At 70.1% G+C, this 11,722-nt stretch carries 10 protein-coding genes; 2 read left to right on the plus strand and 8 right to left on the minus strand.

Annotated features, from left to right (window positions below; all coding sequences use genetic code 11):
• From BKE38_RS25080 to BKE38_RS25090, 3 genes are all read right to left on the minus strand, one after another.
• Positions 1-663: DUF1835 domain-containing protein (locus tag BKE38_RS25080; RefSeq protein ID WP_131829718.1), on the minus strand; the 663-nt coding region annotated here is incomplete at its 3' end.
• Between the two features lie 201 nt (positions 664-864).
• Positions 865-1,290: a MarR family winged helix-turn-helix transcriptional regulator gene (locus BKE38_RS25085; RefSeq protein WP_207553672.1), complete on the minus strand. Its 426-nt coding sequence runs from the start codon at positions 1,288-1,290 to the stop codon at positions 865-867.
• A 173-nt stretch (positions 1,291-1,463) separates the two neighbouring features.
• Complete coding sequence (locus BKE38_RS25090; protein WP_076959949.1) at positions 1,464-1,856, minus strand: hypothetical protein; 393 nt, start codon at positions 1,854-1,856, stop codon at positions 1,464-1,466.
• A gap of 613 nt (positions 1,857-2,469) precedes the next feature.
• On the opposite strand from BKE38_RS25090, the gene BKE38_RS25095 reads away from it, so the two are divergent.
• Both BKE38_RS25095 and BKE38_RS25100 read left to right on the plus strand, forming a co-directional pair.
• A complete protein-coding gene (locus tag BKE38_RS25095) occupies positions 2,470-4,140 on the plus strand; it encodes an MFS transporter (protein WP_420014336.1) in 1,671 nt (556 codons plus the stop codon).
• Between the two features lie 110 nt (positions 4,141-4,250).
• Entirely contained in the window at positions 4,251-6,137 is a 1,887-nt protein-coding gene (locus BKE38_RS25100; protein ID WP_076959951.1) for an AMP-binding protein, read from the plus strand.
• Positions 6,138-6,186: 49 nt separating this feature from the next.
• On the opposite strand, the gene BKE38_RS25105 is transcribed toward BKE38_RS25100, so the two are convergent.
• From BKE38_RS25105 to BKE38_RS25125, 5 genes are all read right to left on the minus strand, one after another.
• Positions 6,187-6,762, minus strand: a complete 576-nt coding sequence (locus BKE38_RS25105; RefSeq protein ID WP_076959952.1) for a DUF1643 domain-containing protein — start codon at positions 6,760-6,762, stop codon at positions 6,187-6,189.
• Between the two features lie 143 nt (positions 6,763-6,905).
• Complete coding sequence (prfB, locus tag BKE38_RS25110) at positions 6,906-8,036, minus strand: peptide chain release factor 2 (protein WP_076959953.1); 1,131 nt, start codon at positions 8,034-8,036, stop codon at positions 6,906-6,908.
• A gap of 143 nt (positions 8,037-8,179) precedes the next feature.
• Positions 8,180-9,118 carry a calcium-binding protein gene (locus tag BKE38_RS25115; RefSeq protein WP_076959954.1) on the minus strand — a complete coding sequence of 313 codons (939 nt, stop codon included), beginning with the start codon at positions 9,116-9,118 and terminating at the stop codon, positions 8,180-8,182.
• A 229-nt stretch (positions 9,119-9,347) separates the two neighbouring features.
• The gene (locus BKE38_RS25120; protein WP_076959955.1) at positions 9,348-10,295 is read right to left on the minus strand and encodes a calcium-binding protein; all 948 of its coding nucleotides are present in this window, start codon (positions 10,293-10,295) and stop codon (positions 9,348-9,350) included.
• 255 nt (positions 10,296-10,550) lie between these two features.
• Entirely contained in the window at positions 10,551-11,642 is a 1,092-nt protein-coding gene (locus BKE38_RS25125) for a penicillin-binding transpeptidase domain-containing protein (protein WP_242662568.1), read from the minus strand.
• Between the last annotated feature and the right edge of the window lie 80 nt (positions 11,643-11,722).

An 11,722-nucleotide genomic window follows, 5' to 3' on the forward strand; every position in this document is an offset into this window, starting at 1 on the left:
GGGAAACGACCCGGCGCTGACCATCTCCAGCCGGGGCGGCGGCGTGGCGGCCAGCGCCGCCAGGCAGCGCGCCAGCAGCAGCTGGTCGTAATGGTCGTGCTCGAACCACAGCACCACGCGGGCAAAGCCTGCGGCCCGTGCCAGCCCCTCCTCCGCCGCCGCCTGCCGCGCCGCGATCGCCGCGCGGTCCAGCCCCATGGCGCCGCCGAAGGCCTCCGCCAGGAAGTCGATCCGCGCTGCCTGCCAGCCCTCGCCCTCCGGCACCGGCCCCAGGCAGAGCGGGTCGGACACCTCCAGGAACTCGCCGAGGAAGCCGGCCTGGCGCAGCGCCGGCGCGATGTCGCTGCCGCAGCGGAGATGCAGGGTCGGCATTTCGGCATCGGGCGCCGCGCCGCCGGCGGCGATGCGCGCCCGCAGCCCGGACAGCGCGGCGACATGGGTGGCCAGCCGTGGCCAGCTCGCCAGGCCCAGGGCCCGGGCGACGACCAGCTGCGCCTCCGACAGCCGCAGCAGCCGCGGCGGCAGCGGGCCGTCCGGCGGTGCTGCAGGATGGTGGCGGCGGAAGCGGGCCAGCGCCGCGGCCTCGCCGGCGCGGGCGGCGGCCAGCAGCTCCTTGGCACGCTTGCGTTGCTGCTCGAGATTCAACCGGAACGGATCGGACAAGGGACGCCCCTTCCTCGGGCCTGTGTCCGCCGCTCAGGCCGGAAAGGGTGCGACGGCGGAACCGGGGCATCCAGCCAGGGGGTGTGGGCGCAGCCCTTTCCGCGGACACGGCGGCCCCGGATCATTCCCCCTCGGGCCGGCGCGCAGCACAGCAGCGGCCCAGGGCAACGTCAAGCCGCGCCCGCCAGCAAGCGGGCGCGACTAGCCGAGAAGACGGCGCAGCAGGCGGATCAGGTCCTGGCGGTCCTCGGCGGTCAGCGGCGCCAGCAGCTGCTCATTGGCGCGGCGGCCCTGGCCGACGGCTTCCGACAGCACCGCTTCGCCGGCCGGCGCCAGCGACAGCACCACGGTGCGGCGGTCCAGCGGATCGCGGCTGACCTCGACCAGGCCGCGGTCGCGCAGCCGCGCCACCACCCCCTGGATCGTCGCCGGGTCCAGCGCCACCGCCCGGCCCAGCGCGTTCTGCGTGGCCCGGCCGAGCTCGCCCAGCTTCAGCAGCGTCGCGAACTGCGTCGGCGTCAGCCCGCCCACCGCGCCGCGGTCCTGGAACAGCGAGGCATGGCGTTGATGTGCGCGGCGCAGCAGGTGGCCGACCGACTGGTCCAGGCTGTACTTCACCGGCGGCACGGGGGGTGGCGCCTCCTGGCCGCGCATGGCGTCCAGGAGCAGCGTGATGTCGCGGTCGTTGATGGCCCCTCACCTTCCCCTGGGCGCGGCACGGGCTGCGCTGCGCTGCACCCAAGCTTTCGCGCCGGCGGGAGCTGCCGTCAACTCGCTTCCGCCGGGCCGGCCCGGCGGGTTCAGTTGTGGAGCAGGCGCGCCCCGTGCAGCAGCAGCGCCAGGCTGCCCAGGCCGAGGGCGGCCAGGGCGGTGCGGTCGGCATGCCACATCAGCCGCTCGGCCAGCACGGCGGCCAGCTGGCGGTGGCCGCGCACGCCACGCAGCCGCTGCGCCCCCTCGCCCGCCAGCACCGAGAGCTGGCGCCACAGCGAGGTCCGCCGCAGGTCCATATGCGGCACCCGCAGCGCCGCGCCCCACAGGCCGAGCCACACGGCCGCAGTCAGCAGCGCGCCGCTCTGCACCGCCAGCGGCGGCTCGGCGGCGAGGACCGCCATGATCACCGCGATACCGAGCGCCAGCGCGCTGAGCACGCGGCGGATCGAATGGTCAGCCAGTGTGCGGATCGTATCCATCAAGGCTTCCTTCCCTCCCCATGCTGACGCGCCGGCGAGGAAGATGCCAGCCGCTTTTCACGCAGGCCGCGACACGGCGCGGGATTCGGCCGGAGCGCGGGGAAGGCGGGGAAGCGGGCCATGGTCTCTCCGGGGTCTCTCCGGGCGGAGGCAGGGGGATCGAGCGCCGGGGTCCGTCGGAGCGGAGAGCGGCCACCATCTCCATATGGGACCAACGGCCCCGGCCGCCAAGCGTTGCAACCGCGGGCCGGGCGCCCCGGCCGCGCCGCGCCCGCGCCGCACCGCGCCCGCAGTGCAAAACCGCTAAAATTCCATTGCCGTTCCCGATCGTCTTCGCGCAGGCTGGCAGCGGAGACGTGGCACGGGTGAAACTTGCTTCATGCGCGTCGCGACGTGGCCTCTCCGGCCCTGCCCCAGGTGAGCCGGCCGTCGAAGCCGGGCCGGAGGACGGGCCGGGCCGCGACCACCCGCGTGGCCAAGCACGCGGCAGATCAACAAGAAACGGCGGCGCGACGGCATCGCGCTGTCCAGGGCAGGAATAGGTTCGACAATGGCATCCGCGATTCCACGGACAGATGCGGCGAATCGGCCGATGACGCGCGAGGAGAAGCGCGTGATCGTGGCTTCCTCGCTCGGCACCGTCTTCGAGTGGTACGACTTCTACCTCTACGGCTCGCTGGCCGGCTTCATCGCCGCCAAGTTCTTCACCGTGCTGGGCGCCGACGGGCAGCCGATCTTCGACGAGGGCACCCGCAACATCTTCGCCCTGCTGGCCTTCGCCGCCGGCTTCCTGGTGCGGCCCTTCGGCGCCCTGGTCTTCGGCCGGCTCGGCGACCTGGTCGGCCGCAAATATACCTTCCTGGTCACCATCGTGATCATGGGCGCCTCGACCTTCATCGTCGGCATCCTGCCCACCGCCGAGCAGATCGGCATCCTGGCGCCGGTCATCCTGATCGTGCTGCGCTGCCTGCAGGGCCTGGCGCTGGGCGGCGAATACGGCGGCGCCGCCACCTATGTCGCCGAGCATGCGCCGCATGGCCGCCGCGGCTTCTACACCAGCTTCATCCAGGTCACCGCGACGGGCGGGCTGTTCCTGTCGCTGATCGTCATCCTGGGCACCCAGGCCATCACCGGCGAGGCCGCCTTCCGCGAATGGGGCTGGCGCGTGCCTTTCCTGGTCTCGATCCTGCTGCTGGCGATCTCGGTCTGGATCCGCTCGCGCATGCAGGAAAGCCCCGCCTTCAAGAAGATGAAGGAGGAGGGCACCCAGTCCAAGGCGCCGCTGACCGAGGCCTTCGGCCAGTGGAAGAACGCCAAGATCGCCATCCTGGCGCTGCTCGGCCTGGTCGCCGGCCAGGCGGTGGTCTGGTACACGGGCCAGTTCTACGCGCTGTTCTTCCTCGGCACCGTGCTGAAGGTCGACAGCTACAGCGCCAACCTGCTGATCGCCTGGGGCCTGCTGCTCGGCTCCGGCGGTTTCGTCTTCTTCGGCTGGCTGTCGGACAAGATCGGCCGCAAGCCGATCATCCTGGGCGGCTGCCTGCTGGCGGCGCTGACCTATTTCCCGCTGTTCAAGCTGATGAGCGCCGAGGCCAATCCGGCCCTGCATGCCGCCCACCAGAACATCGCGGTGACCGTGCAGGCCGACCCGGCCAACTGCTCCTTCCAGTTCAACCCGACCGGGACGGCGCGCTTCACCAACAGCTGCGACATCGCCAAGGCGGCGCTCGCCCGGCTCTCGGTCAACTACCGCGTCGAGAGCGCCCCGGCCGGCAGCCCCGCCGTGGTCAACATCGCCGGCACCACCATCTCCACCACGGTGCCGAATTTCGGCCAGGCGCTCGGCACCGCCATCACCGCGGCCGGCTATCCGGCGGCGGCCAATCCGACCGTCGTGAAGATGGCGCATCCCTTCGACATCTTCCGCGAGCAGACCGGCGTGCTGGTCCTGGTCCTGGCGCTGCTGGTGATCTACGTCACCATGGTCTACGGCCCCATCGCCGCGGCGCTGGTGGAGCTGTTCCCGACGCGGATCCGCTACACCTCGATGTCGCTGCCCTACCACATCGGCAACGGCTGGTTCGGCGGGCTGCTGCCGGCAACCAGCTTCGCCATGATCGCGCAGACCGGCGACGTCTATTTCGGCCTCTGGTACCCGATCGTCATCGCCCTGGTGACCGTGGTGATCGGCGCGCTCTTCGTCCCCGAGACCAAGGACCGCGACATCTTCGCCGACGACACGGCGCCCGCGCCCGGCGTCCGCCCGGCCACGCTGCGCCGCTGACCCTGCCGGGTCGCCGCGCCTGACGGACCAGGGGGGCCTTGCGCCCCCCTGCGTTTTCCGGAGCCGGGGCTTTCCGGCAACGGACAAGAACGCCAAGGGAGGCCACCGCCATGTCGAAAGGACATGCTGCCGTCCATGCCGAATGGCAGCGCGACCCCGAGCGCTACTGGGCCCGCGCCGCCGGCGCCATCGACTGGTCCAGCCCGCCGGCCAGGATCTTCGACCCTGACCAGGGTCCCTATGGCCGCTGGTTCCCCGATGCCCGGCTGAACCTCTGCCACAACGCCCTCGACCGCCATGTCGCCGCCGGCCGCGGCGACCAGGTTGCTCTCTATTGGGACAGCCCCGTCAGCGGCCAGAAGGCGCGGCTGACCTATGCCGAGCTGCTCGACCGCACCGCGCGGCTGGCCGGCGCCCTGAATGCGCGCGGCGTGCGCAAGGGCGACCGCGTCGTCATCTACATGCCGATGGTGCCCGAGGCGCTGGTCGCCATGCTGGCCTGCGCCCGGCTCGGCGCCGTGCATTCCGTGGTCTTCGGCGGCTTCGCGGCGGCCGAGCTCGCCGCCCGCATCGCCGACGCGACGCCGAAGGCGGTCATCGCCGCCTCCTGCGGGCTCGAGCCCGGGCGCGTCGTCCCCTACAAGCCGCTGCTCGACGCGGCGCTGGGCCTGTCGCCGCACCAGCCGGATTTTTGTCTGATTCTCCGGCGGGAGGCCTCGCCGGGCGCGCTGGTCGACGGCCGTGACGAAGACCTTCTGGAAGCGATCGAGGCCGCCGCGCCGCACCCTTGCGTCGATGTCGCGGCGACCGACCCGCTCTACATCCTCTACACCAGCGGCACGACCGGGAAGCCCAAGGGCATCCTGCGCGACACCGGCGGCTATGCGGTCGCACTCGCCCATTCCATGCCGCTGCTCTACGGGCTTGCCCCCGGCGACACCTGCTGGACCGCCAGCGACGTCGGCTGGGTGGTCGGCCATTCCTACATCGTCTATGCGCCGCTGCTCGCCGGCTGCAGCAGCGTCGTCTACGAGGGCAAGCCGGTCGGCACCCCCGATGCGGGCGCCTTCTGGCGGGTCTGCGCCGAATACGGGGTGAAGACCCTGTTCACCGCCCCCACCGCGCTGCGCGCCATCAAGAAGGAAGACCCCGAGGGCAGGCTGCTGGCGCAGCACGACCTGTCGAAGCTGCAGGCGCTGTTCCTGGCCGGCGAGCGTTGCGACGCCGACACCGCCCTCTGGGCCGAGCGCCTGCTGGACGGCCGCCCGGTGATCGACCACTGGTGGCAGACCGAGACCGGCTGGTGCATCACCGGCAATTTCCGCGGCGCGGGCCTGTTCCCGATGCGCCCGGGCTCCGGCGGCAAGCCCGCCCCGGGCTACGACGTCCAGGCGCTGGGCGATGACGGGAAACCCGTCGCCGCCGGCGAGACCGGCAGCCTGGCGATCCGCCTGCCGCTGCCGCCCGGCTGCGCCCCCAGCCTGTTCCGCGCCGACGACCGCTTCCGCCAGGCCTATCTCGAGGCCTTCCCCGGCTACTACAACACCGGCGACGCCGGCATGATCGACGCCGAGGGCTATGTCTGGGTGATGTCGCGCACCGACGACATCATCAACACCGCCGGCCACCGCCTGTCGACCGGCGCGCTGGAGGAAGTCCTGGCCAGCCACAAGGACGTCGCCGAATGCGCCGTGATCGGCATCCGTGACGCGCTGAAAGGCCAGGTGCCGATGGGGCTGGTGGTGCTGAAGTCAGGCAGCCAGCCCGACCCGGCACAGCTGGAAGCCGAGCTTGTCGCCCTGGTCCGCGACCGCATCGGCCCGGTCGCCGCCTTCAAGCGGGCCAGCATCGTCCAAAGGCTGCCGAAGACGCGGTCGGGGAAGATCCTGCGCGCGACGCTCAGGAAGCTGGCGGACGGGGAAAGCTACACCGTGCCGCCGACCATCGACGATCCGCTGATCCTCGAGGAGATCGGGGACGTGCTGGCCAAGGCATAAGAAAGGCTGGGGGGAAGTATCCCCCCAGACCCCCTTCTATTTCTGGCAGTTAAGGCCAAGCCACTGGGACGGTGTCGCCGGCGATGTAGAGGGGATGGCCAGGCTCGCCCGACTGGGTGACCTTCAGCGCCTCGACCTGAACGCCATCGGCGGCGAGCATCGCGGCGACCGCGCGGCCACGGGCGCGCAACGGCTTCGGCGGCAGCCCCCAGGCGGCGATCACCCGCGACGCCTGCCCGGCCCAGAGCCGGATCGCCGCGTCGTTGCCCGGCCCGACCGGGTCGGCATCCTCGAGCAGCATCGCAGGCTTCGTGGCGCGAAGCGCGAAGATGTTCAGCACCACCATCGCCCCGTGTCCCCAGCGCCGGGTGAAGTCGCGGCAGCGGCGGACGGTGGGGTCGTCGACCTGCTCGTCGGCGGTGGAGGGGTTCATCATGATCCAGGCGACCAGCCCTGGGCTGCCGAAGGGCTGCCCGTCCCAGCGCCGCTCCAGGAAGGTCCGGTAGCGGCCGCAGGCGGAGAACTCGGCCCGGCTGACCACGTCGCCGCTGACCGCCAGCCGCACCTTGCCGCCCGGATCGTGGCGGTCCTGCGGGCGAAGGGAGTCGGGGAAGAGGTCGTCCATGGTCGCTCGCTGACAGGTCGCGTGGCGGTCTTGGTGGCGCGTCCCGCGTGACCACGCTGACACGGCAGTCACCCCAGAAAGAAGAAGGGGGTCCAGGGGGAATTCATTCCCCCCTGGCCTTCCCCTTGGCCTTCCCCTGACCTTTACCTGGCGTTGGCGCTCGCCTCGCTGCGGGTGGCGCCGACGCGCGACGCCAGGGCGGCGGCCATGAAGTCGTCCAGCTCGCCGTCGAGCACCGCGTCGGGGTTGCCCTTCTCGACATTGGTGCGCAGGTCCTTGACCAGCTGGTAGGGTGCCAGGACGTAGGAGCGGATCTGGTGGCCCCAGCCGATGTCGGTCTTGCCGGCCTCGGTCGCGGCGTTGATCTCCTCGCGCTTGCGCAGCTCGAGCTCGTAGAGGCGCGCCTTCAGCATATCCATGGCGATGACGCGGTTGCGGTGCTGCGAGCGGTCCTGGGTCGAGGCGGCGACGATGCCGGTGGGCAGGTGGGTGAAGCGCACGCCGGATTCGGTCTTGTTGACGTGCTGGCCGCCGGCGCCCGAGGCGCGGAAGGTGTCGGTCTTCAGGTCGGCCGGGTTGATCTCGATCTCGATCTTGTCGTCAATGACGGGGAAGACATAGACGCTGGCGAAGGAGGTCTGGCGCCGTGCGGCGGCGTCAAACGGAGAAATGCGGACCAGGCGGTGGACGCCGCTCTCGGTCTTCAGCCAGCCATAGGCGTTGGGGCCGGTCACCTGGATGGTGGCGGATTTGATGCCGGCCTGCTCGCCTTCGGATTCTTCCGTCAGCTGCACCTTCAGCCCGCGCTTCTCGGCCCAGCGGGAATACATGCGCAGCAGCATCTGCGCCCAGTCCTGCGCCTCGGTGCCGCCGGCGCCGGCATTCACTTCCACGAAGCAGTCGCGGAAATCGGCCTCGCCGGACAGCAGGCTCTCGATCTCGCGGCGCTTGGCCTCGGCGGCGAAGCCTTGCAGGTCGGCGATGGCGGCGTCCGCCGTGGCGCTGTCGCCCTCGGCCTCGGCCAGCTCGATCAACTCCAGCGCGTCGGTGACGCCCTGCTCCAGCTTCTTCACGCCCTCGACCTGGTCGGCGAGCCGGCCGCGCTCGCGCATGACGGCCTGCGCCTCGTCGGGCTTCTCCCACAAGGTGGGGTCCTCGGCGCGGGCATTGACCTCGTCCAGCCGGCGCAGCGCCACCTCCCAGTCCAGGTGGCGGCGCAGCAGAGCGATGGAATCCTCGATCTGGCCGCGCAGGGCCTCGGCATCGGCGCGCATCGTGTCTTCCTTCGCTCGCACTGGGTCCGCCTGCCTGGCAGGGGGCGCCATCCCCCGCAGGGTGGCACCGCGGAAACGGCAGCGGGGTGGGCGGGGATACTATCCCGCCCACCCCGCTGTCCAGTGGCGCCTGCCCAGCAGGGTCAGCCGAGCAGGTCGTCGCTGCGCCCCTCGGCATAGCCGTTGGTGATGTAATGCGACGTCGCGGCGTCGTAGTCGGTGCCGAAGGCGGCCTGCAGGTCGGCGTACTTGGACAGATAGGCGACGGAGTCGAAATCGTCGCGGCTGCGGCCCTCGGCACGGCCGTTGGCGATGAAATGGGCGACGCCCCGATCGTAATCGGCGCCGAAGGCCCCGATCAGGTCGGCATGGGAGGCGATGTATTCCAGCCCGTTGAAGTCGCCGCGGGCACGGCCCTCGCCGGCGCCATAGGTGATGTAATGCGCCGCCCCCGCCTCGCGGTCGGCGCCGAGGGCATCGATCAGGTCGTCATAGCTGGCGATATAGGTCAGGCCGTTGAAGGCGCCCGGGTCGCGCCCCTCGGCGAAGCCATGGGCGATATAGTGGCCATAGCCCTGGCCGGCATTGGCGCCGAAGGCCGCGATCAGATCGTCGGCGCCGGCGATGTAGTCGAGGCCGTTGAAGGCGTCGAAGCTGCGGCCCTCGGCGAAGCCCAACTGCGCGTAGTGCCAGGCGGCCGAGGCGGAATCGAGGCCGAAGGCCTTGATCAGGTCGGGGTGGGAGGCGACGTAGCGCTGCGGGCTGAAGGCGGGCGCGCCCAGGTCGAGGCTGCCGCCGTCGAAGGCCAGGCGGTCGATATTGACCATCCAGCTGACCGCGCCGGTGCCGAGCTCCTGCACGGTCGTCACGCCGCCGCGGGTCTGCACCGCATAGAGGCTGGCGGCGCCGGCGAAGGCCACGGTGTCGAAGCCGGGGCCGCCGTCGATATAGTCGCTGCCGCCATTGCCCTGGATCCAGTCATCGCCGGCATCGCCATAGATGTCCTCGTTGCGGCCGGAGCCGAGGAGGCGGTCGTTGCCGGGGGTGCCAGCGAGCTTCAGGGCAATGGTGGGACGGTCCATGGGCGGGTCTCGATGTCTCGTTTCTGGGTGACCGGGGAAGCTTCGCCCAGGCATGCGAGAATACATAGATATTTATTAACATAAACACTTTGTGATCGCGAAATATCCCAGAGAATTACGCCGCTAATTATCTTATTCCGCAAAAAATACTCCAAAAGGGAAAGCGCCGCCTCTCCTGGGGAAAGGCGGCGCTGCATTGTTTTCGGTGCGAGAAATCGACCGAAAAATCTCAGGCGATCAGATCGTCGCTGCGGCCCTCGTAGTGGCCGAAGGTGATGAAGTGCGCGGTCGCGGCGTCGTAGTCGGTGCCGAAGGCGGCCTGCAGGTCCTCGTACTTGGACAGATAGGCGGCGGCGTCGAAATCGTCGCGGTCGCGGCCCTCGTCCCGGCCATAGGTGATGAAATGGGCGACGCCGGCATCGTAGTCGGCGCCGAAGGCATCGATCAGGTCGCCATAGGAGGCGATGTAGTCCAGCCCGTTGAAGTCGCCCTGGGCGCGGCCCTCGGCGACGCCGTAGTTGATGTAGTGGATGGCGCCCGCCTCGCGGTCGGCGCCGAAGGCGTCGATCAGGTCGTCGTGGCTGGCGATGTAGATCAGCCCGTTGAAGGGGCGGGTGTCGCGCCCCTCGGCGAAGCCGAAGCTGATGTAATGGGCATAGCCCTGGCCAGAATCCGCGCCGAAGGCGTCGATCAGGTCGGCATGGCCGGCGATGTATTCCAGCCCGTTGAAGCTGTGGAAGGGCCGGCCCTCGTCGAAGCCGTATTGCAGGTAGTGCCAGGCGGCGGCGGCGGAATCGAGGCCGAAGAGCGGGATCAGGTCGGGGTTGGAGGCGAGGTAGCGCTGCGGGCTGAAGGCCGGCACGCCGGACAGGTCGAGGCTGACATCGTCGAAGGCCAGGCTCTCGACATTGACCAGCCAGCTCATGGTGCCGGAGGCGCGCTCCTCCACCGTCACCACGCCGCCGCGGATGGCGACCTCGTAGAGGCTGGAGGCGCCGGCGAAGGCGGCGGTGTCGTGGTTCGGCCCGCCATCGATGTAGTCGGCGCCGCCGCCGCCCAGGATCCAGTCGTCGCCGGCGCCGCCGTAGAGATCCTCGTTCAGGGCAGTGCCCCGGATGGCTTCGCTTTGTGCGGTGCCGACGATCTGCAGGACGGGGGCGATGTAGGGACGGGACATGGGGCTGCTCTCGACGCTTGGGAATTGCTGTGCCGAGATGAAGCTTTCCTCATGTTGGCGAGAATATACAGCGATTTATTTGCCTAAATACTTTGTGATCCACGATAATTACGTAAAATTACTTTGGTATTTCTCTTTCTCCGAAATAATAAGTGCCGAAAAGCAAAATGCCGTCTCTCCGGAAGGAAAGACGGCGCTGCAGTTTTCAGTGCGAGAAAAGTGGTGGAAAAGGCCGCCCGGACGAAAGACGCGGCCTCAGTAGAGTCCGCCCAGGTTGCTGTCGACGCCGGCCGGCGTGTCGGAGGAGATGACGCTTTCCTCCATCGGCGGCCGGGCTGCGTTCTCGGTGCCGGGGCGGAAGGGCTCCAGGATGGTCTGGCCGTTGTCCAGCTGGACGCGGACCAGGGCGACCCCCGGCGGCGCGCGGAACGGCACCGGCGGGCTGTCGCGCAGCGCGGCGGCGACCACGTCGTGGAAGACGGGGGCCGCATTGCCGCCGCCGGTCTCGCCGCTGCCCAGGCTGCGCGGCTCGTCATAGCCGATCCAGACGGCCACCGCGACGTCGGGGGTGAAGCCCACGAACCAGTTGTCGTTGTAGTCGTTGGTGGTGCCGGTCTTGCCGGCCACGGGGCGGTTCAGCCCGGCGCCGGCGCGGGTGCCGGTGCCGTATTGCACCACGCCCTGCAGCAGCGAGACGATCTGGTAGGCGGCGATCGGGTCGGTCAGCTGCTTGCGCTCGTCGACCAGCCGCGGCGGCTCGGCGTTCGGCCCGTTGGAGCAGCCCTCGCAGCGGCGGTTGTCGGCGCGCCAGACCAGCCGGCCGAAGCGGTCCTGCACCGTGTCGATCAGCGTCGGCGTCACTTCCTTGCCGCCGGCGGCGAAGGCGGCATAGCCGGCGGCCATGCGCATCACCGTGGTCTCGCCGGCGCCGAGCGACATCGACAGCACCCGCGGCATGTTGGGGATGACATGGAAGCGGTTGGCGGTCTCGGCGACACGGTCGATGCCGATCTCCTGCGCCAGCCGCACCGTCACCAGGTTCAGCGACTTCTGCAGGGCGGTGCGCATGGTCACCCAGCCGTTGAAGTTGCCGCTGTAGTTGCCGGGGCGCCAGGGCCCCTGCGGGGTCTGCACCTCGATCGGCCCGTCCAGCAGGCGCTGGTTCGGCGGGATGCCCATCTCGAGCGCCGGCAGATAGACGAAGGGCTTGAAGGAGGAGCCGGGCTGGCGCAGCGCCTGGGTCGCCCGGTTGAACCAGCTTTTCTCGAAGGAGAAGCCGCCGGCCATGGCCAGGACGCGGCCGGTCTGCGGATCGAGGGCCACCACGGCGCCCTCGACCTGCGGCACCTGGCGCAGCGCCAGCCGCGCCGGGCGGGCGGGGGTGCGGCCCTGGGCCTGTCCCCTGTCCCCCTCTTACGCCGCAGACG

The organism is Teichococcus deserti (genome assembly GCF_001982615.1).
GTDB classification, from domain to species: domain Bacteria; phylum Pseudomonadota; class Alphaproteobacteria; order Acetobacterales; family Acetobacteraceae; genus Pseudoroseomonas; species Pseudoroseomonas deserti.

Excerpts from the sequence above, each read along its gene's own strand:
- BKE38_RS25105 (WP_076959952.1), bottom strand. The coding sequence starts at position 6,762 with ATGGACGACCTCTTCCCCGACTCCCTTCGCCCGCAGGACCGCCACGAT.
- BKE38_RS25090 (WP_076959949.1), bottom strand. The coding sequence starts at position 1,856 with ATGGATACGATCCGCACACTGGCTGACCATTCGATCCGCCGCGTGCTC.
- prfB (WP_076959953.1), bottom strand. The coding sequence starts at position 8,036 with ATGCGCGCCGATGCCGAGGCCCTGCGCGGCCAGATCGAGGATTCCATC.
- BKE38_RS25120 (WP_076959955.1), bottom strand. The coding sequence starts at position 10,295 with ATGTCCCGTCCCTACATCGCCCCCGTCCTGCAGATCGTCGGCACCGCA.
- BKE38_RS25115 (WP_076959954.1), bottom strand. The coding sequence starts at position 9,118 with ATGGACCGTCCCACCATTGCCCTGAAGCTCGCTGGCACCCCCGGCAAC.
- BKE38_RS25100 (WP_076959951.1), top strand. The coding sequence starts at position 4,251 with ATGTCGAAAGGACATGCTGCCGTCCATGCCGAATGGCAGCGCGACCCC.